Annotated in this window: 23 protein-coding genes; 4 read left to right on the forward strand and 19 right to left on the reverse strand. The window is 35.2% G+C overall.

Going from position 1 to position 25,260, the window contains the following annotated elements; genetic code table 11:
* Positions 1–185, forward strand: a 185-nt coding sequence (locus F5ESL0246_RS07330) for an IS3 family transposase (RefSeq protein ID WP_147441037.1), incomplete at its 5' end; no start/stop codon positions are given.
* A 68-nt stretch (positions 186–253) separates the two neighbouring features.
* Here F5ESL0246_RS07330 and F5ESL0246_RS07335 read toward each other — a convergent pair.
* The 10 genes from F5ESL0246_RS07335 to F5ESL0246_RS07380 all read right to left on the reverse strand — a co-directional run bounded on the left by F5ESL0246_RS07335 (position 254) and on the right by F5ESL0246_RS07380 (position 14,560).
* Positions 254–2,203 carry a M13 family metallopeptidase gene (locus F5ESL0246_RS07335; protein WP_122019148.1) on the reverse strand — a complete coding sequence of 650 codons (1,950 nt, stop codon included), beginning with the start codon at positions 2,201–2,203 and terminating at the stop codon, positions 254–256.
* Between the two features lie 94 nt (positions 2,204–2,297).
* Complete coding sequence (locus F5ESL0246_RS07340; RefSeq protein ID WP_122019150.1) at positions 2,298–3,521, reverse strand: MFS transporter; 1,224 nt, start codon at positions 3,519–3,521, stop codon at positions 2,298–2,300.
* Between the two features lie 155 nt (positions 3,522–3,676).
* Entirely contained in the window at positions 3,677–5,731 is a 2,055-nt protein-coding gene (locus F5ESL0246_RS07345; RefSeq protein ID WP_122019153.1) for an SLAP domain-containing protein, read from the reverse strand.
* A gap of 388 nt (positions 5,732–6,119) precedes the next feature.
* Positions 6,120–6,908 carry an IclR family transcriptional regulator gene (locus F5ESL0246_RS07350; RefSeq protein ID WP_122019156.1) on the reverse strand — a complete coding sequence of 263 codons (789 nt, stop codon included), beginning with the start codon at positions 6,906–6,908 and terminating at the stop codon, positions 6,120–6,122.
* 15 nt (positions 6,909–6,923) lie between these two features.
* Positions 6,924–7,913 carry a D-2-hydroxyacid dehydrogenase gene (locus F5ESL0246_RS07355; protein ID WP_122019159.1) on the reverse strand — a complete coding sequence of 330 codons (990 nt, stop codon included), beginning with the start codon at positions 7,911–7,913 and terminating at the stop codon, positions 6,924–6,926.
* Between the two features lie 12 nt (positions 7,914–7,925).
* The gene (locus F5ESL0246_RS07360; RefSeq protein WP_122019161.1) at positions 7,926–8,981 is read right to left on the reverse strand and encodes a PTS sugar transporter subunit IIC; all 1,056 of its coding nucleotides are present in this window, start codon (positions 8,979–8,981) and stop codon (positions 7,926–7,928) included.
* A 311-nt stretch (positions 8,982–9,292) separates the two neighbouring features.
* Positions 9,293–10,552, reverse strand: coding sequence for a carboxylate--amine ligase (locus F5ESL0246_RS07365; RefSeq protein WP_122019164.1), 1,260 nt, complete (start codon positions 10,550–10,552; stop codon positions 9,293–9,295).
* Between the two features lie 18 nt (positions 10,553–10,570).
* Complete coding sequence (gene asnB / locus F5ESL0246_RS07370) at positions 10,571–12,520, reverse strand: asparagine synthase (glutamine-hydrolyzing) (RefSeq protein ID WP_122019166.1); 1,950 nt, start codon at positions 12,518–12,520, stop codon at positions 10,571–10,573.
* Between the two features lie 103 nt (positions 12,521–12,623).
* A complete protein-coding gene (locus F5ESL0246_RS07375; RefSeq protein ID WP_122019168.1) occupies positions 12,624–14,021 on the reverse strand; it encodes a metallophosphoesterase in 1,398 nt (465 codons plus the stop codon).
* Positions 14,022–14,074: 53 nt separating this feature from the next.
* Positions 14,075–14,560, reverse strand: coding sequence for a hypothetical protein (locus F5ESL0246_RS07380; RefSeq protein WP_122019170.1), 486 nt, complete (start codon positions 14,558–14,560; stop codon positions 14,075–14,077).
* Positions 14,561–14,736: 176 nt separating this feature from the next.
* Here F5ESL0246_RS07380 and F5ESL0246_RS07385 point away from each other — a divergent pair, with 176 nt between their 5' ends.
* The gene (locus F5ESL0246_RS07385) at positions 14,737–15,303 is read left to right on the forward strand and encodes a DNA-3-methyladenine glycosylase I (RefSeq protein ID WP_122019172.1); all 567 of its coding nucleotides are present in this window, start codon (positions 14,737–14,739) and stop codon (positions 15,301–15,303) included.
* Between the two features lie 49 nt (positions 15,304–15,352).
* On the opposite strand, the gene phnE (F5ESL0246_RS07390) is transcribed toward F5ESL0246_RS07385, so the two are convergent.
* From phnE (F5ESL0246_RS07390) to F5ESL0246_RS07415, 6 genes are all read right to left on the reverse strand, one after another.
* On the reverse strand, positions 15,353–16,165 hold the full coding sequence (gene phnE / locus F5ESL0246_RS07390) for a phosphonate ABC transporter, permease protein PhnE (protein ID WP_122019173.1): 813 nt from the start codon (positions 16,163–16,165) through the stop codon (positions 15,353–15,355).
* On the reverse strand, positions 16,165–16,968 hold the full coding sequence (phnE, locus tag F5ESL0246_RS07395) for a phosphonate ABC transporter, permease protein PhnE (RefSeq protein WP_122019175.1): 804 nt from the start codon (positions 16,966–16,968) through the stop codon (positions 16,165–16,167). Before phnE (F5ESL0246_RS07395) ends, phnE (F5ESL0246_RS07390) begins: the two co-directional genes overlap by 1 nt.
* On the reverse strand, positions 16,961–17,734 hold the full coding sequence (gene phnC, locus F5ESL0246_RS07400) for a phosphonate ABC transporter ATP-binding protein (protein WP_122019177.1): 774 nt from the start codon (positions 17,732–17,734) through the stop codon (positions 16,961–16,963). The genes phnE (F5ESL0246_RS07395) and phnC overlap by 8 nt, the downstream gene beginning before the upstream one ends.
* Before the next feature lie 12 nt (positions 17,735–17,746).
* Positions 17,747–18,679, reverse strand: coding sequence for a phosphate/phosphite/phosphonate ABC transporter substrate-binding protein (phnD, locus tag F5ESL0246_RS07405; protein ID WP_122019179.1), 933 nt, complete (start codon positions 18,677–18,679; stop codon positions 17,747–17,749).
* A gap of 321 nt (positions 18,680–19,000) precedes the next feature.
* On the reverse strand, positions 19,001–19,927 hold the full coding sequence (locus F5ESL0246_RS07410) for a phosphate/phosphite/phosphonate ABC transporter substrate-binding protein (RefSeq protein WP_122019181.1): 927 nt from the start codon (positions 19,925–19,927) through the stop codon (positions 19,001–19,003).
* 445 nt (positions 19,928–20,372) lie between these two features.
* Positions 20,373–20,846, reverse strand: coding sequence for a universal stress protein (locus F5ESL0246_RS07415; protein WP_199688589.1), 474 nt, complete (start codon positions 20,844–20,846; stop codon positions 20,373–20,375).
* A 138-nt stretch (positions 20,847–20,984) separates the two neighbouring features.
* Here F5ESL0246_RS07415 and F5ESL0246_RS07420 point away from each other — a divergent pair, with 138 nt between their 5' ends.
* Both F5ESL0246_RS07420 and F5ESL0246_RS07425 read left to right on the forward strand, forming a co-directional pair.
* Positions 20,985–21,785 carry a tyrosine-protein phosphatase gene (locus F5ESL0246_RS07420; RefSeq protein ID WP_122019186.1) on the forward strand — a complete coding sequence of 267 codons (801 nt, stop codon included), beginning with the start codon at positions 20,985–20,987 and terminating at the stop codon, positions 21,783–21,785.
* A 16-nt stretch (positions 21,786–21,801) separates the two neighbouring features.
* Entirely contained in the window at positions 21,802–22,278 is a 477-nt protein-coding gene (locus F5ESL0246_RS07425) for a nucleoside 2-deoxyribosyltransferase (protein WP_122019189.1), read from the forward strand.
* A gap of 62 nt (positions 22,279–22,340) precedes the next feature.
* On the opposite strand, the gene F5ESL0246_RS07430 is transcribed toward F5ESL0246_RS07425, so the two are convergent.
* The 3 genes from F5ESL0246_RS07430 to nagA form a co-directional block, all read right to left on the reverse strand.
* On the reverse strand, positions 22,341–23,282 hold the full coding sequence (locus F5ESL0246_RS07430) for an IS3 family transposase (protein ID WP_122019191.1): 942 nt from the start codon (positions 23,280–23,282) through the stop codon (positions 22,341–22,343).
* Positions 23,219–23,743, reverse strand: coding sequence for a helix-turn-helix domain-containing protein (locus tag F5ESL0246_RS07435; RefSeq protein WP_122019194.1), 525 nt, complete (start codon positions 23,741–23,743; stop codon positions 23,219–23,221). Before F5ESL0246_RS07435 ends, F5ESL0246_RS07430 begins: the two co-directional genes overlap by 64 nt.
* Before the next feature lie 302 nt (positions 23,744–24,045).
* Entirely contained in the window at positions 24,046–25,200 is a 1,155-nt protein-coding gene (gene nagA / locus F5ESL0246_RS07440) for an N-acetylglucosamine-6-phosphate deacetylase (protein ID WP_122019197.1), read from the reverse strand.
* Between the last annotated feature and the right edge of the window lie 60 nt (positions 25,201–25,260).

A 25,260-nucleotide genomic window follows, 5' to 3' on the forward strand; every position in this document is an offset into this window, starting at 1 on the left:
TAATGGAAGGCTTCTTTGGCATTTTAAAGAGAGAAATGTTTTATGGGTTTGAAAAAAATTTTAAGAATCTAACTGAATTAGAACAGGCGATCAGAGAATATATCGATTATTACAATAATGAAAGAATCAAAATAAAATTAAAAGGACTAGCCCCGATAAAATATCGGGAACTAGTCCTAAGTTAAAGTTTAATAATCTGTCCTAATTTTAGGGTTCAGATCAGAATAGTGCTGTTTTTGTTTTAATAATTAAATTACCAAATATGAACACGTTTATCTGGCTCTAACCACATACCATCTTCTGGCTTCACATCAAAGGCTTCATAAAAATCATCTTGACATTGCGTTTGGACATTTGCCCGTAATGGACCTGGGGCATGAACATCGACTGCCGTTTGAGTCTTAATTGACTCAGTCAACTGCTTATTTGCCCAAATTCTAGCAAAGTTTTCAAACAATTTCTTTAAATCGTCATTTTCATTTTTAGCAGCCTCAACTGCAGCAGTCAATCCGCCCTGATCGGCAATGTTTTCAGACACAATTTGCTTACCATTCAATTTAACTGGACCATATTCAAGACCATCAAACAGATCAATTTCAGCTTGTGTCCGCTTTTTAAATTCGGCATAGTCCTCATCAGTCCACCAATTGGTCATATTACCTAACTCATCGAATTGCGCTCCATTATTGTCAAAGGCATGCGAAACTTCGTGAGCAATCACAGTTCCAATCCCGCCAAAGTTAGTGGCACGATCTTGCTTTAAATCATAAAATGGTGCTTGCAAAATTGCGGCTGGGAAAGTTAAGTCATTTCTTTGCGGATCATAGCAAGCGTTAACTAAATTGCCTGGCATTGCCCAAATTGTTCGGTCAACTTCACGATGCAATTGTTCAATGTTGTATTTCTGCTCTTCGATTGCGAAGGCACGTTCATTGGAGTAAAGACTACCGCCTTGGTTAGCTGGAATAACCTCTAAGCGATTGTAGATTTCTTCAATCTTATCAGGATAACCAATTTTAAGTTCCAAAGCTTCAAGTTTTACAATTGCCTTCTTTTTGGTAGCTTCGGATAACCAACTATTCTTTGCCAAGCGCTCTTTATAAACAGCCAACATGCGCCGAATCATATCTTCAACATCTTTTTTGGCTTCAGAGCCGAAATACGTTTGACCGTAATAAACACCAACGACTTCACTAAAACTACCATTGGCAATATGATATGCCTGTTTAATGCCATCGGATAATTGTGGCTGACCCGACAAGGCTTGACTAAACGGAAAGGCAGCTTCTCTGAAGCTTTGTGATAATTCAGAGGCAACATCATTAATAAAGTTGACAATCATCCAGCCCTTAATTTCTTCGAAATTATCCTTATTGACTAGTTCATTAATATGATCTAAATAACGTGGTTCTGCTACGATAATTCTGGCAGGCTCTTCCCCAATGACTTCTTTCAAGTAGTAATCAATCTTGAATTCACTAAATTTAGCTTCAAAATCAGCAATTTTCATTGGATTATAAGTTGCTGGATAATCAGCCCATTCTTCAGATGACTTAACTACTTTAGCTAGTTTGGCATCAAACTTAATTGCATCTGCCGCATATTTTTCTGCTACTGCAGAATCTATTCCAGCCATTTCAAGCAACTTAACTGATTGCTGTTGCAAAATAGTTAATAATTTAGCCGCATCTTCAGTTTGATAAGTTGTAGTATCTGGCAAAAAGGTTCCAGGACCGGCAAAGTTCAGTACATTAACTTTGGTGTTTTTCATATCCGGTTCCACATCAAAGCCAAATGGCATTGATGCAAAAGTTGTTAAGTCTGGTGCCTTCAAATTAAAATCAGAGAAGTCCTTAAGTTCAGCAAGAAGTGTCAAGTCGGATTTTATCGGCTCTGCCCCTTCGCGATTACGTTTATCAAAATCGCTTGCTAATTGGTAAAGCTTAACCGCCTTTTTCAAGTTAGGAACATTGGGCACCTCTTTTTTACCAGAGGCAAAATCTGCGAAATCTTGCATTAAATGCTTTTCAACATTAACGTCAATCCCATCAAAAGATGCCATCCGCGAACGGTCACTAGGAATCTTAGTCTTTTCAAGCCAGTCCGAGTTAACCGCTAGATAAATATTGTCTTGGGGACGTGTACCCACTTTAGGTTCAATTACATCGCCGCTTCCGCCACGAATTGTAGAAATTTTTTTCATTTAAAAATCCTCCCTTGGGATTAAGATTAAAATTTAACTAGATTAATATTATCATTTTAATTATCAGGTTAATATTAAAAAGCTTTTACAAACTTTATTTGTAAAGTTTTATCCGATGCCGTAACTTCGCATAAAGCGGTAATAGCAGAATAACCATTAGAAAAATTCCGCCAGCTGCAACCATGAAAAATGGTATATAGCCTGCCCGATCAATTATCATCCCGCCAAATAAGGGACCAAAGGCTTGACCTATCCCGCGAGCAACATTGATTACCCCCTGATATTTACCCTTACTGGTATTGGGCGATAAATCATTAATGTAAGCCGGAACAGCTGGAAAAGCTGTAGATTCGCCCAAAGTTAAGATAACCATCGATAAGGCAAAATGCAAAAAGTCCCGAGCAACAATCAAGGTTGCAAAAGAAATGGCAAACATCAAAGTGCCGAACACAATTTGTTGGAACAAGCTCTTAAAAATATTTGGGTACCGTGCCAAAATTACTTGCACAATCACAATAATTGCTCCATTAAGAGTCCATAATAGACTATATAAGTGAAACGGAATACCCAAAGATACCATATAAACGGAAAGATTAGATTCCCAGTTCATATACATTAGCCACGTTACTGCTAGTGAAATTAAAAATCCTACCATCAGCATCAAATTATATTTAGGCATCGGTTCAGCCTTAGGTTTTTTGCCTAATTGTGTTTTCTTAGCATGTCTTTGCTTATGAAAATTGCTAATTGGACGATAATGAATTGCGGCATTAATAAAGCCAATTGCAAATAAAGCTGCTGCCAACAAGAACAAAAATTCGATCGAAAAATCATATAGGTAGCCCACTAAGAGTGTGCCTGTCACTGTTCCCACGTTCTGGGCAAAGTAAATTAGATTGAAAACATAGCGTCCCGGATACTTGCGCAGGCTAGTTGCAATTGAATTGATTAGGGTTCCGTTCCATCCGCTAGCAAAGCCAGTCAGCACTAACCAGAACCAATATTCTGGCCAGCCATGGAAAAACGCCATCAAAATCAAAATTAATGCATCTACCCCAAGTCCAGTAACAATTAATGGGTATGGGTTGCAGCGATCATAAAGCCAGCCCGCTACCAATGATCCCAACACATTGCTGGCACAATTGCAGAATAAAACAATACCAATCACTGATAAACTGATATGTAACTGTTTGTTAAGATATACTGAGGTTAATGGCCAAACAAAGCTTGACCCAATCCAAGTTACCAATTCTCCTAACAACAGCCAGCGCAATTTGACTTCTATTTCATTATTATTTAATCCATGTGCAAGTTTCATATAATTAATCCTCTCCACTTAGACTCTATTTACCAGTTTAGCAAGAAGTTTAAAAAAAGAACACCCCAAGGTGTTAATGACCGAATCAAAATGCTTACTTTAACTTCTGGATTCGTGCTTAACTTGCGGGTGTTCTATATTGTAATTAACGTTAATTACTTAAAATTTGCAACTTTCATATAAGTACCTTGACCAATAATATAATACTTCTTTTTCTTAATCGTTACACTGCTACCGTAAGTTCTAACCAAATGATTCTTTTTAAACACTTTTTTGCCTAACCGATTGCCATAACGACTGTAAACATATGCATTATGCTTGAGTTTCATATTAGTACCATCGATATTGTTAGCAACAATGTCCAAACCATTAGAAAGTTCATAATAATTCGTACCTTTTAAAACTTTCTTGCCTATGACATCTACAACTGAGGTGGTGGTAAGAATCACTTTATTGGCACGTTGTCCTTGCTCATTATAAAGATAAGCATTGTGCATAATTTTCTTTTCAACGAGATTATTTACATTTACGCTTACTTTCATACCACTTGTAGTTAATGATTGTACTGTAATTGGCATAACGTTATTGGCCTTGATGAAACGATTACGGGCAATGATAAAATATTTGTGTCCGCGAATGGTTAATGGATCACCATAGGTGTCAATTCTTTGTTTGTTGCGCAACATTTTTGAGTGCTTAATTCGCTTGCCATAACGATTATAAACATATGCATTATGCTTTAGCACCTGCGCAGTTGCGTCAGCGTTACTAGCGACTACATAATATTTCTGCTTGTCAGCACCTTGATCAACTAAAACATAAAATGTTCTGTCATTAATCTTTTCTTTACCATGCACAGCTAACTCTGAATCAAACTTAAGCGTAACCTTATTTGCCCGCTTACCATTTTTATCATAGAGATAAGCATTGTGTTTAAGCACAACTTCTTTAACCATATCATTAGTTGACGGGACATGATTACTAGGATTAGAAGTGATGGGAATAGCTGGCGTTTGACTTGTTGAATCAGTTGGTGGTACAGGCGAAGGTAGCGGTTTTGGTACAGCCTTTTTATCAGCGTAGGTATCAGCGTCCGTATTTGGATTATAATTACTAATTAGCTCGCTTGAACTCCATTTATGAGTATTAGCTGGCAGATAGGAAGGATCATCACCTTGGTTATACCACGTTACAGGAGTATTTAAGCCAGACCCATCTAAGACGTTGTTCTTGCCTAATTTTAGCCATTTCAACTTAGGTAAGTCTGTCAACATATCTGAACGTAGAGTTGAACTGGTCATTTTAAAACCACTAAGATCTAATTTCTCTAAACTTTTACAATCGTGAAACATTTGATCCATCTCGGTCGGGGTCGAGTTTTTAAAACTACTGAGGTCAATTTCTTTTAACTTTTCACACCACTCAAACATACCTCCCAAAGCAGCGATTTTTTCACTATTCCATTGAGGGAGTTTTACCTGTTCTAATGACGAACAGCCAAAAAACATGTCATTCAGATTCGTCACCTTATCAACTTTAAAGTTTGAAATATCGAGCTTTTTAACGGACCTCAAGTTCGAAAACATGTATATCAGCCCACTACCAGTAACATTGCTCGTGTCAAAACGACTAACGTCTAATTCTGTTATTTTCTCACAAGCGCCAAACATACTTTTCATATCAGTAACCTTAGCTGTGTTAAAGTGCGAAACATCCACTCCAGCTAGATTACGGTCATCAAAAAACATACTACTCATATTAGTTACATCTGAAGTATCAAGTCTATCCAAATTCTGAATGTCTTGTAATTGATCTAACTGGGCAAATATACCAGCAGCAGAACCACTAATTTTTATTAAATCAGCAGCAATAACTATATGTTTCACTCCTGGTGCTACCATTGCAAGCATACCAGGACCATTAATAGTATACTTTTCCCCAGGTGCTCCAATAGTTAAGGTTCTATTATTAGCATCGTATTCTAATGGTACAGTGTTGCCCCACATAAATTGTTGTGATCTAGTCAAATGATTATTTGATGCAGCTTTGGGCAAGCTAGTTGTAGTTAAATGCTCAGAAACTTCAGGTCGCAAGTCAGCCGCTTTAACGGTGTTATTTTCAGTAATTCCTAATATCAATAACGTGCTGGCGGCAATACTACTAACCATTATCTTTTTATTCTTTTGATTAAAACTTTTACGTTTTTTCATATTTACTTCTTCCGTAAAACTTACAGCTAATAATACAATTATTTCTTATAAAATAATAAATTGTATCTTATAATCAATTGTATAACTAAATATATATAAAAGATAATAATTGATAGAATAAATTAAAAGTTCAGCTTCATAATCAGCAAAAAATTAAGCCAATATAATTATTGCGCTGTTTTTATTTTTGTAAGTTAAGTAAAAAAATAATAAAGCAAAAAATAAATATACGCATACTTAATGCAGATACATATCACAATTTTGATTCTATTTTATTTCAATAAACTACCCTTGTATCCAAGACTTATAATAAATATAAAAAGATCGTATACCGATACTTTATCGACATACGACCTTAGCAAATCAAAATAATATTAACTGTTAAACACTAAAAATCTGCTTCATTGATGTATAAATCATCAATATTTTCTTCATGTAAGCTTTTAATTATTTTTTGTGCAGTGTTTTCTAATTCCATCTTAATTTGTTTTAAACCACGTACTTGCATTCGAGATGTTGGACCCGAAACGCTAATTGCAGCTACCACTTTATTACATTTAATTATTGGAACAGCAATACAACTTAATCCATACTCAGCTTCTTCATTATCATAGGCAATTTTTTCTTTTTTTATTGCTAAAACTTCTTTTCTTAACACTGTCTCATTATTAATTGTATTCACTGTTTTTTTATCTAGGTTACAAGTAGCGAAGTAATGAGTTAACTGTTTTTCTGAAAAAGTAGCTAAAAATATTTTTCCCATACTACTACAATATAAGGGAGCTACTGGCATTAATTTAACTTGAAGAGAAAAGTTCTCTCCCTCAATACTTTTTAGATAGACTACCTGTGAATTATATAATATTCCCAAATTTATTGTTTCTTTTATTTTTTTTGAAAATTGATTCATAAAAGGTAGTGCAATTTCAACAAGAGAATTCTTACTTTTAACCCTATTAACATATTTTAAAAAGGTTGAACCTAAGCTATATTTTTTATCTTTATCCTCAAAAATTATATTTAAATATTTTAGTGTACTAATTAATCTAAATACTGTAGTTTTTGGTAAGGATACAGCTACACTTAAATTACTAATTCCCACACTATCTTTTGCATTTGCTATCACATCAATAATCTTAAAAGTGTTAATGACGGTTTTATTTAATTCATCGTTCAAAAAAGTAACCTCTTTTTATGGATTTACGATACTTCTAGTAGTTCCTCCATTAATTATAGTCTTAGCATCATTTAAAGCAATTTCCATACTATTTTTAATTGCTAATTCTGTAAAGAACGCAATATGTGGCGTAATCAAAACATTAGGCATTTTATGCAATATCTGGTAGTCCTTAGGTAAAGACTCTTCATCTAATTGCTTACCAAAAAAGTCTATTTCATCTTCTAGAGTGTCTAATCCAGCTGCTGAAATTTTTCCATTTTTAAGTGCTTTAATTAATGCTTGGGTATCAACAAGTCCACCCCTAGCCATATTAAGCAAAATTGGTTTTTTCTTCATTTTATTAATTGAATTTTCATTAATTATCTTTTTTGTGTTAGGCAACAATGGTACATGCAATGAAATAATATCTGATTCCTTATAAATGGTATCTAAGTCAACATAAGTTGTAAATGGTTCAAGTGATGCATCATAATATGGATCATAGGTAATAACTTTAGCCCCTAGCATATTATAAATTTGAGCAGTTGCACTTCCAATATGGCCAGCACCAATTAATCCAACGGTACAATTAAAAATTTCTGTACTAATAGTAGATTGATCATAAGTGAAATTTCCCTTTTCCATACGTTCTTGATAAATACCAATTTTACGTAGTAGATACATTGCCTGCGTTACTCCCATTTCAGCAATTGCACGAGGAGAATAAGCAGCAACATTAGTTATTCTTATACCATGTCGTTTGGCAGCATTTAAATCTTGATTATCTACTCCAACTTGACGAATTGCCAATTGTTTTATTCCAAAACTCTCAAGTTTAGAATAAACCACTTCGTTTACAGGAGTAATCCCTTCTGAAGAAACACCTGAATAACCCTCAGCTAAACCAACGTTATCATCGTTTAGTTCTTCTTTCACAAGCTTTATTTCAACATTATTTTCTTTAGCCCATTTATTAATATATGGTTTTTCTAATTCAATAACTCCATAACAAATAATTTTCATTTTCTTCTCCTCTTACTTTTCGTCAATGTTGACTACCCAATCACTTTTTTTATACAATTTTGGGAATTTTTCCATAAAGTGAACCACAATTATTGACACAACGATCGGCAATACAAAATATATAAATATCAAAATAGCTATCTTTAATAAATCTGGTCCATTCATATACGTATATGAATTAATTGGACCAACAGGCTGACCAAAGCCGGCATAAGCTGAACCATTTTTTATTCCTAAAAATGAATCTACAAAACCAATTATTGCCCCGACTATCGCTATTGGAAGTAACATGCGTGGATGCTTAACAAAGTTTGCTAACATCATTTTCACAGATCCCCAAAACATTGCAAAAGAAACTCCTTTTCCATTAACTTTATACGTAGCGATGGCAACTATCATAAAGCAAGATGTCACACCAACAGATGCTGCACCACCTGCTAATCCGCTAATTCCAATCGCATAAGCCAATCCCACTGTTGAAAGTGGAGTAGCTATAATAACTGCAAAAGACATGGCTATTAATGTACACATTAAAGTCGGTTGAAGCCTTGTAAACGAATTTAATATTGAGCCAACAGTCGTTGAAATCAAATGAACATAAGTATAGCTCCACATACCAAAAGATCCTACTATTGTCCCACAAACAATAGGATCCCAAATAATTGAAAAACTTCCAACATAATTTCTAATTAAAAATATGGCAACTATAGAAATAGCAATAATCAAAATGGTATTAATTAAGTCTCCCATTCCAACTAATTTCCACTCACCTTTTAAATATATAACTGCTCCACTGCCCACTAGGCTAGCTATCGAAACACTAGCTTTTTCAATCATATTAAAACCAAATTGATTAGCTGCCAAAATGCCAGCTGCAACGGGAACAATATACATTCCCATGTTAGTAGCTGTGTTTACTGTGTTCCAAAATGAATTTGTGTTAGCCAACCCACTTATAAATGGTGCAATAATCGCTCCTGGTGTCACAGCAACCACTATAGCCATTGCTACAGCAGACATTATTTTATTACAAAAGTCACTAAATTTATATTTTTTTAATTCATTCATGTAATTCTCCTTTAAATAAATGGAACAACGTTTCACTTTCTAAATATAAGCTATTGTGAAAAAAATTTCAAGTAAAAATCATGTAATAAAATAGCTGTTTTTTATTTGATCCTGGTTAATCAAGCTTTGGCACTAAAAGCAGACTCAATAGATATAAATTTTATTTTACTTATATCAAATTGTTCACAATATTAACGTGAGCCGAAACTAACATAATTTTAAAAAGTAAGCCAACATAAAAGCCGTATCTCGATTGAATATCGACATACGGCCTTTAACTAATTTTAATTAATCTGCTTTTTTAACTAATATTATTTATTAAAAAATTGTCCTTTATTTTCCTGATAATACTTTTGATAACGACCATTATAATTATGGAACATATATTTCATTAACAGCCAGCGCTTAAAGTTACGATCCTTGTCATAAAACACTGTCGTACCATAGCGACCCTCATGAATTAATTCTTCAGCCAATTGCTTAGCATCATTATCTACTGCATATCGTTGGAAAACTTTAACTGGTAGCCCCAGCCACAAAACATGCTTAGACTTTAGTTTATTCCCATAAACAGTTTCTTTATCTTTTAAACTATCTTCAACATAATCTTCTACGTACCACTTAGCGAGATTATAATCATTCAAAGTGACATAAAAGCTAGAGCGACCTTGACGCAAGTTGATTTCAAAGAACTTATACTTGCCATCACGGGTATCATATTTAATATCAAAGTTAGCCATTCCAGTATAATTTAATTTTTCTAAGAATGCTTCAACTTGCTCATATAGCTTTTCATCATATTCAGGTAGAATCGCCATATAATTACCAATTGACTGCGGAGTCGGATCTTCTAATAGCGGATGCCCCATGCACATCATCTTGACGTGATGATCCTTGTCAACATAAGCATTTAAAACACGCATGTTAGAATCATCCCCGGGAATAAAGTCCTGCAAAATCAGGTCTTCTTTATAGCCATTACCATAAATCTTGCCGATAATATCTTTTAATTCAGCTTCATTATGAATGGTAAACGCCTTTTTACGACCTTCAAATTGAACATCAAGCCAAGAAACTGGGTCTTCAGGCTTTAATTCCAGTGGATAACCAAAAGGAAGCTCTAAATAATTTTCTTCCTGATAGTCAGCCAATGTTACAATTTTTGTCTTTGGATAAGGTAAGCCATATTCTTCCGCAATTTGATAAAAGCCTTCTTTAGAAATCAATTTTGCTAAAAGATCATAGTCAATATACGGAACAATAAAAACATCGCTTAACTCAGTCTTATGCTTAGAAAGCAGTTCTGCATAACCATCCCCACAAGCAATCAAAATCACTGGTTCCTTGTGGTCTTGATAAATTTTCATTTGTTCATACATGACATCCATAAAGGTCGGATCTGTACTAAAGCCATGGTGTAATTCAACGTTTACAATTTTAGAATAACGCGTTGGTGCCAATTGGGTATCAGCTAATGCCTTAACTTTAATGCCATAGGCTTCATTAAATGAACGAGCCATACCATAAACATTAATATCACTACCAAGTAAGATGGGTGTAAATTGTTTCATTTTAAAAATCTGCTCCTATCAGACTAACTTTCCTTGCTCAATCAAGCTAGCTACTTCTGGTTGCACGTGCTGATACTTGGATACTGTTCCCTCATAATCAACAAAGAATAACTTATACCATACTAAAAAAGTATATATCGTCCAAATTTGACGCCGGTGCGTCCCATCGCCCTTATAATTATCATCTAATAATTGCAATATCTTATCTTGCTCAAAAATATCTTGGACAAAGTCTTCGATAAATAATTCCCTTACTTGCTTATAAAAGCGTGGTTCTTGTAACCATTGTTTAATTGGTGTTGGAAAACCTAGTTTCGGACGTTTAGCCCATTCATCTGGCAATACTTTTTCAGAGGCCTTACGTAAAGCATACTTGGTGTCATGGCTATTAACCAAATAATCTGTCGGGATTGAATTAGCACGTTCTGCCATTTTCTTATCTAGGTAAGGAACTCGTAGTTCTAACGAGTGCGCCATTGAAATCTTATCAGCTTTTTGTTCAATATCGTTTAGCATAAAGTGATGCAAATCGATATATTGCATTTGGCGAACATTATCCAAATCTTTAACTTTCTTAAAGTCACTTTGATAAATGCCATTAACCGTTAACTGATTGCGATAAGATGGTCGCAAAATACTATTAGCATCTTTAGAAGTAAAAATAGTTGGGTAATCCATGTCATAGATGACGGACTGCCCTACATAAAATTCACTTGGTTGCGCCAAATTAGTATATAAATGCACTTTCCCTGGAAAGTTTGGCATTTTCTTTATCTTGCGCGCCAATTTTATTTTGGTGTTTTTAGGTAGTTTTACACATTGAGAAGTAAAAGCCTTAATTACACTGTTATGGGTGTGCATGCCATAATTAACATAACCTGCAAATAATTCATCAGCACCTTCACCAGATAATGCCACTGTGACGTGCTTACGTGCCATTTTACATAGATACCATAAAGGGATAATTGACGGATTAGCATCTGGTTCATCCATATGGTATTGCATTTCCGCAAAATCATGCATTGCTTCATCAGCATTTACTTTATCTGAGTAAAACTTCCATCCCTTAATATCGGCTAAGTCTTTTGCTTTAGACGCCTCATCATAAGTGGCATCATCAAAGGAAATTGAGAACACATCATCAGGATTTAAAATACTAGTAATGTAGCTTGAATCAACACCCTCAGATAAAAAGGCCCCTACCGGAACATCAGCATTGTGGTACAGTTCAACTGTTTCTTTCAAATCCTCATCAATTTTCTTGACCGTTTCTTCAAAGCTAAGACTATTAGCCTTATATTCGGCATCCCAATATTGATGAATTTTCATCTCGCCAGCTTTATATTCGAACCAATGCCCTGCAGGAAAACGATGAATTCCTTTGAAGAACGTTTCACTTAAGTCATTGTATTGATTCATTAAATATGGCTTAACTGCCTCAGTATTAAGTCTACGTTTAAAACCAGGGAAAGCAAGAAAACTCTTGATTTCAGAGCCCATAATAAGATGACCATTGTCATTGCTGTAATATAATGGCTTGATACCAAAGAAGTCGCGAGCACCATACATTGTTTGGGTATTATCATCCCAAATAATAAAGGCAAACATTCCCCGAACCCGCTTGAGAAGACCATCCATGCCCCATTCTTCATATCCATGTAGTAAAACATCAGTATCTGATTTAGTTGTAAAGGTATGTCCAGCCGCAATTAGCTCTTCTCTTAGCGGCTTAAAATTATAAATTTCTCCGTTAAAAATAATTGCCCGCGTTTTGTCTTCGTTAAAAATTGGTTGGCTACCGCCACGCAAATCAATAATCGATAACCGTCTAAAACCCAGTGCGACTTTATCGTTAGTGTAAAGCCCATCTGAATTAGGACCACGGTGCTTAATTGTTGCCATCATTTTACCGATGGCGGCTTGCTTATCGTTTATTTCTGGATTATAAAATGCAACAATTCCGCACATAGTTTATCTTCCTTAAATTATTTCAAACATCTATTTTCCTTAGTCTAACTTTACTATTATAGGCTAAAAGGCAGCCAATTACCAAATTGCCCAACTTTCTTTACTAAATATAAAAAATTCTTCTCTTGCTAGCCGCGCCATAACCAAATACTTGAATACAGTGTCGACGTAAGTCAATATTTACCACGTATCCAGCAAACTCAGTAGCGTGATCAATTTGCCGCTTCCAATTCTTGTTGTACTTAGTAGTCAGAACATGGTTAGAACCCATCAAGGCTGAACAATTAAAGAGAATATATTGAATACCATTAATGCGGTACTGGTCTTCAGTATGGCGATGACCACAAAAATAAGCAATGATGTGGGCATTTTTTATATTTGTAAAATCAAAATCATTTGCCAAACGAAACTCGGGCGGAATTCCACGACTAGAATGCATTTGTCCTTTTTCTCTTTGATTAAAGGCAACCAGCAACTCATGTAGCGATCGACCATTATACTTTAACGCATTTGATCCCTTACGATTAATCGGATTAGCATGACTCATCAAAACGATGCGTTTATTTGATGATTGCTGTAAGATTTCAATAATTTCTTCAATCTGATCTTCTCTAACTGCTAAAGTGATTTTCGCATCATACTTTTTATGTCCTTGAAGATCTAAATGATATGGAAGATCCGAAGTATTAACGCAAATAAAGCGCACATCGTCTACATCATAATAACAGACACCATGTTGGCGAGAAATATAATGCACATCTTTTTGTGCATACATCTGCGGCCACATAATTTTTTCAAATTCATTCTCTGGAAAAGAAGCCTTTAGGTCATGGTGCTCATCATATTTATCATTTTCGTCATGATTACCCTTGATCATCATATATGGCACGTCTGTCGATTTAAAGGAATCTCGCAGCTTAATTAACTCACTTTCACCCAAAAAGCCGGTATCAGAGCCATCAATCCAATCGCCTAAATGAAGCTTTAAATCAAGTATGCCTGATTGATCAAGATAAGAAAACTCTTTGACATGCGTTAGTCCATTCCAGCCATAGAAGTCCATACTATTAGAATCTTTAAAATGAGTATCAGTTATTACGCTCACATTAACGGAATTTTTACCTTGGCGAATATGTCTTCGAGTGCGCTGCAAAAATTGATCAAGATAGTCCTCTACAATATACCGTCGGCCCGTTTTAGTATTAACAAATGCACGATAGCGTTCCAACTCAGGATTAAATTCTCGCACATACTCTGGTTCCAATTTATCTGAACTTTCTGAGCTAAGTGCTTGATGCAGGATGTCATTTTCATCTTTATATACGATCAGAGTATACGGTTGACCATGAGGCGTTTGCTGCTCAGCACCAATATGATACTCGCCCACTGTCAAATAATCCTGCATTGGATCAAGTGGAATATTTTTTTTATTAAATAGCGCATGGTCTTTTATTCCGCTTAATTGATCAGCCAATCCTCTAACATATTTAAATACATTCATTTTTCGCCTCAGACTAAAGAAAAAAGCTGGGCATTATGCCGCAGCTTCAAAAACTATTTGTCATTTGCCAAAGCATAAGTTGCCAACCCAATTGACACAAGCGCATCCTTAGACAAAACTGCTTGTAATTCCTTAGCTGCAATTGCTTGAACTGCACCAATTACTTTCAAGCTATATGTAACAACGTGAAAATCAACTATATTATTATAAAAATCATCTTCATAAGGATTTTCATGATTATATGTCAAATTGATTTCATTTTGATCAATAAAACCGTCAACATGATTTGTTAAAATACGATCATGCAAATCAGTCAATTGTTCAGATAAGTTAATCAAAGTCAGTTTATGATCACTTTCAGTCTCGTAATACTCTTCCTGCGTCATTTTAAGGTATTCTTTGATTGGCTTATGTAATACTTGCAGACTATCAATCGCCTGATAAACAGCCTCTGCATCAAAATCTGTCTCTTTATTTAAAATACTCTCTTGATTTGCGGCCAAATCATCGGCCAAAGTCATTATAGCTAACTTCTCCATGATATCCTCCTAAAGTTCATTCTATATTATACCAAAAAAACTACTAATGCACTTTTTGAAGGCGATTTTTTATAAAAGAATGATAAATATTAAAATTTATTATTTATTTAAATGAATAATACCTTTTTTCGTATTTAATTGTAATAAAAATTGTGTTTTAGAAAGGGAAATTTATTATGTACCAAAATTTACGTTGCCCCTGGGGATGCAGCAATGATTCCATGATGCAACAGTATCATGATCATGAATGGGGTAAATTGAATTTAAATGAGCAATATTTATATGAAATGCTTGTACTTGAGTTGTTTCAATCTGGCCTCAATTGGGCTATTGTTTTGCACAAACGGGAGAATTTTCATCGTGCTTTTAAGAATTTTGTTTTAGAAGATGTTGCCCAACTGACAGAAACTGATATTGCAATGCTGATGCAAGATCAGTCAATCATTCGCAATCGCCTAAAAATTTCAGCAGCAATTCAAAATGCTAAGGCCATTTTAACTATTGAAACCCAAAATGGCAGTTTTGCTCATTACTTACAAAATTTTATTAAAACACCCATCATTCATCATCCGCAGACAGCTAGCGAAGTACCAACAACGAGTGCACTTGCGATCAAATTATCAAAACAAATGAAAAAAGACGGTTTCACTTTTGTGGGGCCAATTACTATTTATTCTTACTTACAAGGAATCGGCTTAGTTAATGATCATCTTGAAAATTGTCCATTTAAATATCATGGCTAACAAAAAATGAACCGCGCAACGCAGCGTGATTCACTCTTCTAAATTATATTTATACTAGCTTTTTACGAATCCAACCTGAGATGCCATCAATCACAATTACCATTACAATGATTCCAAGTAAAATAACTCCTACTCGATTCCATTGCCGGTACTGTAATGCAATGATTAACGGGTAACCAATACCACCAGCTCCAACTAATCCGAGAATGGACGCTGAACGAATTGAAACATCAAAGCGATAGAGCGTATTAGAAATTAGGGCAGGCATTAAATTCGGTAAAATTGAAAACATTACAACATTTGTTTTTGAACCACCAGCAGCAACTACAGCCTCATTTGGGCCGTCATCCAAGTTTTCGATTGCTTCTGAAAATAATTTTGCTAACATTCCAACAGAATGAAAGCCTAAAGCTAAAACCCCCGCAGCTGATCCAGGTCCTACTGCTTTAATAAACATTAACGCCAAAACAATCTCTGGAAAAGAACGGATAATTGCCAAGACAACTTTACCTACACGCGAGACATACCATCTTTTATGTTTAGTATGTGCAGCCCAAAAGGCAAATGGTATGGAAATAATTGCCGAAATGAAAGTCCCCAGAAAAGCAATACAAATGGTTTCCCATAACTGGGAAACAAGGTCTTCACCGGTACCGTTATAGATATAAGACCAATCGGGATGGAAAATTCCAGAGAAAATCGCACCCGCAATTTGCCCAGCAGTTTCTTTAATACCACCAAAATCTATTCCAGTACATGACCAAACAATTATTCCAATTGTAATTAGTGATAATGCCCAGTGCACTATTCTTTTCTTTAAATCAACTGGTTTAGGAGGTAATTTTTTCATTGTAATATCCATTATTTCATTAACGCCTCCCGTGATTTAGATGAAACATAGTCAATTAAAACAACAACCAATATGATTACAATAATAATCGTTCCTGTTTTGGCATAATCAAAGACCTGTAGTGTTTGTTGCAAATATAACCCAATACCACCAGCTCCAATGTAACCTAACACAGTTGATGCTCTGACATTAATTTCAAAAGCATACAGACAGTATGAAATGAAATAAGTAATGACTTGTGGCAACACAGCAAAAACAATAATTTGCAATTTATTTGCGCCAACTGCTGTTAGGGCTTCAATGGGACCAGGGTCAATTGTTTCAATTGCCTCATAAAATAATTTAACAACAATTCCGAAAGTACAAATTGCTAAGGCCAATATACCTGCAACAGGACCTATTCCAACAATAGCTACAAAAACCGCACCGAGCAACAAATCAGGAACTGTTCGAATAATATTCATAATGACCCGTAAAATACCAGTTATGGCCTTATTTTTTACAATGTTACGTGCAATTAGCAGTGAATAAACAAAAGCAAGAACAGAGCCAATGACTGTTCCCAAAACCGCCATTTTAATTGTTTCTAGTAATAGTGGAATTACCGTCTCCATGTATGCCCAATTAGGGTGCAACATTTGAACAAAAATGTCAGAAAATTGATCAAAATTGGTAAAAAAAGCATTTAAACTAGTTTTGGTAACACCAGTTGAAACAAACAAGCCACCAATAAAGATAATGAGCCAAACCAAATTCCAAAAATTAATTTTTTTGCGAGGTAAGGTCAGCAATTTTTCTTCGTCAGCATTAGTCATCTTGGTCACCACCACTATAAATTTGCGCAAAAGTTGACTCTGGAGTTTCACTCATCTTACCATCATAGATAATCTCGCCAGCTCGGACACCAATGACTCGTTTACCAAATTCGCGGGCAAGCTCAACGCTATGCAGGTTAATTATTACCGTCATTCCATGCTTTTCATTCAACATTTTCAAATCCTGCATCACCCGCCGTGATGTTTGGGGATCAAGAGAAGCAGTGGGCTCATCAGCCAAAATGATATCTGGATTTTGTGTTAATACACGAGCAATCGCAACTCGTTGTTGTTGCCCACCAGACAACTCATCTGCACGTGAATAAACTTTGTCAGCTAAATCAACTTGTTGTAAGGCATCATAAGCACGTTGCTTGTCTTCTTTACTAAAGAGATTCAAGGTACTCTTCCAAGTTGGATAATAGCCTACTCGACCAGTTAACACATTACGTAAGACGCTCGAGCGCTTAACTAAGTTAAAGCTTTGGAAAATCATTCCGATGTTGCGCCGCAAAGTCCGCAATTCTTTCCCCTTGGCTTTTGTAATCGATTCACCATTAATTAAAATATCGCCTGCACTAATATCAATTAAGCGATTAATAGAACGCAACAGTGTTGACTTACCAGCGCCAGATAATCCTACAATAACTATAAATTCACCTTGATTAATCGTTAGATTGACGTCTTTTAAACCAACAACATCTTTACCATAAACTTTTTTAACATTTTTCAACTCAATTATTGGTTTAGCTGCAGAATCTGCCATTATATACTTCCTTTATTTTTTTGTTGATTCGATGATTTTTTCATATTTACGAACAGTATTGAAGTCGCTGTCCTTAGAAGTTACATAGCCTTCATGTGTATAAATACTTTCGATAATCTTTTTACCCTTCTTAGATTTACCAATGTCAATAAACGCTGCAGCTAGCTTTTTACGAAATGACTTAGACATGCTAGGTACAACTGAAATTGTGTCATTTGGTATTGGCTTAGTGAAGTAAATTGGAACAACTTGCTGCATAATTTTTGGATTATCATCCTTAACAATTGTTCGTGCATCTTCAAAGACGAATGCAGCATCAGTATCACCATTTAAGACATTCAAGACAGCTTGGTCTTGACCGGTAACTGTTACTAGCTTACATTTCTTAGGTACATCTAAACCTTTCTCTTTTAATTCGGCAATTGGATAAACATAGCCAGCTGAAGAAGTTGGACTTTGGACTGATATTGACTTACCCTTTAAATCTTTCCATGACTTAATATTAGAGCCTTTTTTAACTACAATTTCAGAACGGTAGAAATTAACCAAATTCTTCGTTGGGCGTCCATCCGGTTGCTTTACACCATATCTTTGGGCTTGTAAAAGGACATCCGCTGCACCTTGGTTATGTGCTAACACATAACCATTTGGTGGCAAAAAGCCAACATCAACTTTCTTAGATTTCATTGCCTCAACCACTGTGTTGTAATCCGTTGACATTGAAACATGAACAGGAATACCTAACCGATCAGACAACATTTTTTCTAATGGCTTAGCCCGTGACTCCAACTTAGTTGCAGCCTGACTAGGTACAAATTGAACATTTAAAGACTTAGGTTCATCGCTACCTGCACTCTTCTTACTTGAGCCATTTGAGCAGGCAGTTGCCATTGTAGCCGCAATCAAAACAGCAACACCAGCTAATAATTTTCTAAATTTTTTCATCATGTCCTCCTAGACATAAAAAAAGACTTTAGCTAAAAACACAAATGTGAATTATACTAAGTCTTTCAATGACAACTTTAATCAAAAAACGAACAATACCTACATTTTGAAAGCAACGAAGAGACCTTCTTACAGGAAGGATAGTGAATGATGCGAATCGTTCACACTTCTGCATAGTCTACGTCTCCTTTCATTGCCTTATTATTATTCGTATCAAATAATAACAGAAATATCTTATTTAGCAAAGTAAATTTGCTGGAAACTTTTTGCTTTAAGCTGTCTAGCTTACTTTATATGCCCGTCTACTCTGGAGTAGCAATCTTATTTCTTATTAGCCGCAATGATTTTATTATATTTACGAATAATGTTGTAGTCGCTGTCTTGGGCATGAACATAACCCTCATGACTATAGACACTTTCAATAATGTGTTTTCCTTGCTCAGTCTTACTAATATCAATAAAGGCTTGGGCAAGTTTCTTCTGAAAATCTTTCGGCATATTAGGAACAACCGAAATTGTATCGTTAGGAATCGCCTTAGTGAAGTAAATTGGAATCACTTTGTCCATAATTTTTGGTTCATCGTTTTTTACAACATTTCGAGCATCTTCAAAAACGAATGCTGCATCTGTATCACCATTTAAAACGTTTAAAACACCTTGATCAGCACCTTTTACAGATACGATTTTACAACTCTTAGTGACATCAAGACCTTTTTGTTTTAATTCTGCAACAGGGAAAACATAGCCTGAATCCGAGGTAACGTCTTGAACTGAAATTGATTTTCCTTTTAAGTCTTTCCAAGTCTTAATCTTAGAGCCCTTCTTAACCAGAATTTCTCCGCGATAAAACGTAACTAATTCTTTAGTTGCTACTCCACCTGGCTGCCTAATACCATAGCGTTCTGCTTTTAAAAGCAGATTAGCTGCACCTTGCTTATGCGCCATAATATAAGCATCGGATGGTAAGAAACCAACATCAACTTTTTTGGATTTCATAGCTTCAACTAAGCCATTATAGTCAGTCGACATTGAAACATGAACAGGAATGCCTAAGCGCTTTGATAGCAACTTTTCCATTGGCTTTGCGCGTGCTTGCAACTTATTTGCACCAACACTAGGAACAAATTGCACATTAAGTGATTTAGGTTCCGAACTACTTGAAGCTGTTTTTTTGTTTGAACAAGCAGTTGCACCCACTGCCAGTAATAGTACCAAAAAAGCTAATATAAACTTTTTGATTTTAGTCATTTTATTTATGCTCCTATATAGAATTATTTTTTAAAATTAACCAACTGCCATGCTCGATTTTATACCAGTTCATTCTTGGCAGCGCCCGTAAATTTAAATACTTTTTGATCTATCACATTCTCCTTTTTAAAGACTTAAAAACACCAGCAAAATCAGATCCGTTTTAGCTTATGCGATTAACTGCTAGAAAATAAACGTACAATTTAGAAATTAATTTAAAAGCTAACTTTAAACAAAATTCAGTTTTAAAGTATTAGCAGCCTTAAGTTGTTTTACGTTTATTTTATATAAATAATATCATTATCGTTCGTCAAAAACAATCAAATAAATAATATTTTTTATATATATAAATATATATTAGCAAAAAAGCGAACAATAAGTTTTAGATAATAAAAAGGGCATACAACTTTTTGCATGTCCTTTTTATTACCTATATTTGTAAACTTTACTTAAGTGGCTTATTAGCAATATCCGTTCTGACAATTAAAACATCAGCTAACGCATGTTGATTAACATAAGACGTAACCGAACCCATCAACATTCTTTCAACCGCATTGAGACCTGTTGCACCCATGATAATCAAATTATTATGATGATCCTGAATAAAATCATAAGAAATAACTGCTTTGGGACTCCCATAGCGAATATGGTAGTCAATATCATCAAAGTTCAAGTTATCATGTGCCCATTTTTTTAGGCTCTGCATATATTTTTCAGCATCCTGTGTCATCTGATAGACCGTATCACCGGTAATTAACGTATCCTGCATTTCACCTAGAAATTGTCTGGTGTCAATTACATTTAAAATATCAATGTGAGCATTTTCTGTCATAGCAATTTTTACTGCTTTATCAAAAGATCTTTCAGCTGCTTCAGAGCCATCAACCGGAACTAAAATTTTTACTTTGTTCATACTCATGTCCTCATTCTTACTTTGCACTTAGTTTCGTTCATTTTAACACAATTTTGGTAACAGTAATTTTTTTATAATTGTTTGCACGATAAATTATTGCTAGAATAAGTATTAAATGTCAGACGGTAAAAGGTGGAACAATTTATGACTGAAAATTTAAAAAAACATTTACTCCCAATCTCTAGCGGTCGAAACTTCCGTGAACTTGGCGGCTACACAACTAAGGACGGTAGAACCATTAAAATGCATAAGCTATTGCGAACAGCAAACTTAGCAACACTTAATGAAGCTGACCTTAAACTTCTACAAGAATATGGTGTTAAATATATCGTTGACTTCAGAAGTAAAGATGAAGTCGAAAACGAACCAGATCGTGTGCCTAATGAAGCAACGTACAATTTCGATCCCGTTTTTAGTGAAGACTTAACTAATGCTTCAAAAGGAATTGACGACATCATTAGCCAGAAAAATAATGACCCTAAAGCCGGATTTAATCATATGTTTCTTGCTTACGATGACATGATTAAGAGTGAGGCAGCTCAAAAATCGTACCGCCAATTTTTTGATATTCTGCTTGCAAATACCGAACCAGGCAAAAGCGTGATTTTTCATTGTACTGCTGGCAAGGATCGTACGGGTGTTGCTGCAATTCTCATATTGACTGTTTTAGGTGTACCTCTTGAAACAATCAAAGAAGATTATCTCTTTACTAATATCGCTACTAAAAACTTTGTCACTGAATTTCTGCAAAAAGCTAAAGCTGAAGGCGCTAATGACGTTACTTTAAGCGTCTTGCATGACCTGCAAACCGTTTGTCCAGAATATTTTAACTACGTAATAGAAACCATAAATAAAAATTATGGTAGCGTTGATAACTACTTACATAATATAATGAAATTGACTGATGATGAAATTGATCAGTTGCAACGTAATTATCTTGAGTAAATGAAGGAGTAGAGTAATGAGTAAAACAAAAACTGTCTATTTTGGTGCCGGATGGTTTAATGATAAGCAAAACAAAGCTTATCAAGATGCAATGACCGCTTTAAAAGCCAATCCAACGATTGATCTTGAAAACAGTTACGTTCCTTTAGACCACCAATACAAAGGAATTAATGTTGCCGAACATCCAGAATATTTACATGATCGCGAATGGGCTACTGCTACCTACCGTGGTGATTTAACCGGAATTAAAGGCAGTGATATCATGATTGGGGTTTACCTTCCAGATGAAGAAGATGTTGGCTTGGGTATGGAATTAGGATATGCAATGTCTCAAGGTAAGTTCATTATCTTAGTTATTCCCGACGAAGACTTTGGTAAATCTATTAATTTAATGAGCTGGGGCGTTTGCGATAATGCAATTAAAATTAGTGAGTTAAAAGACTTTGACTTTAACAAGCCTCGCTATAATTTCTACGATGGTGGCGTTTATTAAAAAATTACCATTAGCAAAAACCGCTTCAATATGAAGCTAACCCCTAAAACTGGACGTTAGTTTTATATCATTTTACTTAAGGCTTGATTCCGATATTGAATCGGAGTTAAGCCTTTTAGTTTGTGCCGAATTCTATCTTCATTGTAATAACTTATCCATTCTTTCATCGCCTTAACCAATTGTTTCTTAGTATCAAAGTGATGTGTAAAATAATTCATTTCAACTTTCATAATGTGAAAGAAACTTTCCATAGCTGCATTATCATGACATGTAGCTCTTCGTGACCTGCTTTGAAATACTTTATGTTTTCGTAAAGCATGTCGATATGGATTAGATTGATATTGAATTCCTTGATCACTATGGATTGTCATTCGATAATTTAATAGCTTTGGTCTTGCAGTAAACACTCCCTCTAATCCTTCTAGAACATATCTTGTTAATGGACGATCGGTGATCGTATAACTAATAATTTCACCGCTGAATAAGTCCTTAAATGGCGATAAATATACACGATCACGGATAGTCATGTTCCCATATCTAAATTCACTAATATCAGTTACGACCTTTTGATATGGTCTATCAGTCTTAAACTTTTGATGGAACCGATTCTTAGCTTTCTTATTTTGTGGACCCTTTGAAGAATCATATTTACCGGCTCTCAGATTATATTTATTAGCTCCTAAATTGTTCTCACGCATTAAGCGTTGAACACGTTTATGATTAACCATTAGGTGATAAGTCATCCTCAGAGTATCAGTTACAGGCCAGTATCCATAACTGGCATGATGCTTCTTTATCATTTTGATAATTGAAACAAGTGCTTTATCACTGATCAGCTTCTTTTTTGGATGAGGATGGTACTCGAATGTACTTTTAGACAAACTTGTGTAGGGTAATATTTCTTTTAATTTAAAGCCAAATTCTTGCCTTAGTTCATTAACTATAGATCTTTCTTCGTCCGATGTCCGCGTTTCTGAACTAAGGCATCTAGTTTTTTTAGATATTCATTTTCTACATGTAATGCACGATTCTCTAAACGTAGACGTTCAAGTTCAGTTAACTCTTGAGAAGTATATTTATGCTTCTTGGCTTTAATTTTCTTTTTATGCATTAATGGTTGTCCTTGCTTAATAAATAAAGCATCAACACCGCCTTCATTTAATTTTCTTTGCCAATTCGCAATAGTGGAATGTTGTTTAATATTAAAATGATTGGCAGTAATTTGATAGCTGGCACTATGTTCTTTTCTCCAGTTTAAGACTTCTAATTTAAATTGACCACTATATCTTGTCTTAGAAAAGCTTTTTTCCAGGCCTCTGTTACCATACTGTTGATAATTATTGATCCAACCATCAATAGATCTACGTGATGTGATATGTAATTTCTCTTGAATTTCTTTTGTACTAAATCCTCTTTGATACAAATCTACTGCTTCTAATTTTGTTTTTAGTAAATATTTAGACATAAGAAAACCCCCGAATTGGAATCTTTGTCCAATTCCGGGGGTTAACTTCAATAACTGTGAAGCGGTTTTTTAGACCTGAAATATTCGAGAATTAGTTATATTTTCTTCAATCGAACCAGGTTTTTCGTTAGGAGTATGTTGCAACACATTAATAATCATCGTTTAGCCCCCAATAGTTCGTTAATAAATTTTACATCAGATCAACAACATTTAAGGCTTGGTACAATTCTAACCTTTTTTAAATAAAAATAGCCTCACACATTTAATTTGCAATATGTGAGGCCGCAATATTATATTTTAAATTATGCCTTGTAACGTGATTCACCGTTTAAGTAAGTTTCACTTAACGTCATGTCCTGATTCAGCACTATGAAGTCTGCATCTTTATCTGGAGCAATAGAACCACATTTATCTAAGATGTGGGCACTTTTGGCTGGCACATAAGAAGCCATCATCACAGCCTCTTCTGGAGTAGCCACGTTCCAATCAACCACATTCTTCAAAGCGGTATTAAGTTGCAAAATGCTTCCAGCAAGATTGTCGCCATCCTTTAACCGAGCCATGCCATCCTTAACGTAGACCGGTAATTCACCTAACATGTAATCACCATCTGGCATCATCCCGGCTTCCATACAATCGGTTATCAGACAAATATGTTCAGATCCCTTTGCCTTAACCAGTGCGCGCACCATTTCCTTATTCACATGGTGACCATCACAAATTAATTCGGCAGTTACATTATTTAACGCCATAGCTGCATTAGAAATTGAGGTGGCATGATGTGATGGATCTGGCATACCGTTAAAAGTATGTGTAAACATTGAAGCACCCGCTTCAATTCCAGCCTTAGCCTGAGTATAGTCAGCACTTGAATGTCCCAATGAAACAACAACGCCTTCTTGCACAGCAGCCCTAATAAATTCCTTACTCCCTTTTCTTTCCGGTGCAAGCGAAATTTTATTGAGTAATCCTTGAGAATCGTCCCGCCATTGGTTAAATTGGTTAATATCGGGATCAAGCAAGTATTTAGGATTTTCAGCCCCGGCATGTTCAGCTGTAAAATACGGTCCTTCAAAATGAAGGCCTTGAATCTTGGCACCAGTTTCTTCTCCTTTATGTGCGCCAAACATTTGACAAATTCTAGTTAAAGTATCAGCACCTGCCGTATAAGTTGTTGGCAGCCAACTAGTCACCCCAGATCGTAAAAATCCTTCTGCCAACCGATTGACTCCATCCCAATCACTTCTCATGACATCTTCATTCAGTGAACCATGCACATGAGTGTCAACTAAGCCAGGAGCAATCCTTTTACCACCGTAATCAAGTATTTTTCCCGCTGGTTTTTCATTTTCTGAATAATAGAAGCCAAACTTACCATTATCTTGAACTTCCAAGTAACCACCATCTTCGGTTACATTTTCAAGAAAAAATTTATCTGCATGAATATAATAGGTCATCTTTTTTGCCTTTCCATTAAAAGTTAATCTGGTATTTTCTGACTTCATTTTAGCTTAATC

The organism is Lactobacillus sp. ESL0246, from assembly GCF_003692965.1.
Classification (GTDB): domain Bacteria; phylum Bacillota; class Bacilli; order Lactobacillales; family Lactobacillaceae; genus Lactobacillus.

Bases quoted from the DNA above. Each gene is read 5' to 3' on its own strand.
- F5ESL0246_RS07335 (WP_122019148.1), bottom strand. From the start codon at position 2,203: ATGAAAAAAATTTCTACAATTCGTGGCGGAAGCGGCGATGTAATTGAA.
- F5ESL0246_RS07340 (WP_122019150.1), bottom strand. From the start codon at position 3,521: ATGAAACTTGCACATGGATTAAATAATAATGAAATAGAAGTCAAATTG.
- F5ESL0246_RS07345 (WP_122019153.1), bottom strand. From the start codon at position 5,731: ATGAAAAAACGTAAAAGTTTTAATCAAAAGAATAAAAAGATAATGGTT.
- F5ESL0246_RS07355 (WP_122019159.1), bottom strand. From the start codon at position 7,913: ATGAAAATTATTTGTTATGGAGTTATTGAATTAGAAAAACCATATATT.
- F5ESL0246_RS07360 (WP_122019161.1), bottom strand. From the start codon at position 8,981: ATGAATGAATTAAAAAAATATAAATTTAGTGACTTTTGTAATAAAATA.
- F5ESL0246_RS07365 (WP_122019164.1), bottom strand. From the start codon at position 10,552: ATGAAACAATTTACACCCATCTTACTTGGTAGTGATATTAATGTTTAT.
- asnB (WP_122019166.1), bottom strand. From the start codon at position 12,520: ATGTGCGGAATTGTTGCATTTTATAATCCAGAAATAAACGATAAGCAA.
- F5ESL0246_RS07375 (WP_122019168.1), bottom strand. From the start codon at position 14,021: ATGAATGTATTTAAATATGTTAGAGGATTGGCTGATCAATTAAGCGGA.
- F5ESL0246_RS07380 (WP_122019170.1), bottom strand. From the start codon at position 14,560: ATGGAGAAGTTAGCTATAATGACTTTGGCCGATGATTTGGCCGCAAAT.
- F5ESL0246_RS07385 (WP_122019172.1), top strand. From the start codon at position 14,737: ATGTACCAAAATTTACGTTGCCCCTGGGGATGCAGCAATGATTCCATG.
- phnE (WP_122019173.1), bottom strand. From the start codon at position 16,165: ATGGATATTACAATGAAAAAATTACCTCCTAAACCAGTTGATTTAAAG.
- phnE (WP_122019175.1), bottom strand. From the start codon at position 16,968: ATGACTAATGCTGACGAAGAAAAATTGCTGACCTTACCTCGCAAAAAA.
- phnC (WP_122019177.1), bottom strand. From the start codon at position 17,734: ATGGCAGATTCTGCAGCTAAACCAATAATTGAGTTGAAAAATGTTAAA.
- phnD (WP_122019179.1), bottom strand. From the start codon at position 18,679: ATGAAAAAATTTAGAAAATTATTAGCTGGTGTTGCTGTTTTGATTGCG.
- F5ESL0246_RS07410 (WP_122019181.1), bottom strand. From the start codon at position 19,927: ATGACTAAAATCAAAAAGTTTATATTAGCTTTTTTGGTACTATTACTG.
- F5ESL0246_RS07415 (WP_199688589.1), bottom strand. From the start codon at position 20,846: ATGAGTATGAACAAAGTAAAAATTTTAGTTCCGGTTGATGGCTCTGAA.
- F5ESL0246_RS07420 (WP_122019186.1), top strand. From the start codon at position 20,985: ATGACTGAAAATTTAAAAAAACATTTACTCCCAATCTCTAGCGGTCGA.
- F5ESL0246_RS07425 (WP_122019189.1), top strand. From the start codon at position 21,802: ATGAGTAAAACAAAAACTGTCTATTTTGGTGCCGGATGGTTTAATGAT.
- F5ESL0246_RS07435 (WP_122019194.1), bottom strand. From the start codon at position 23,743: ATGTCTAAATATTTACTAAAAACAAAATTAGAAGCAGTAGATTTGTAT.
- nagA (WP_122019197.1), bottom strand. From the start codon at position 25,200: ATGACCTATTATATTCATGCAGATAAATTTTTTCTTGAAAATGTAACC.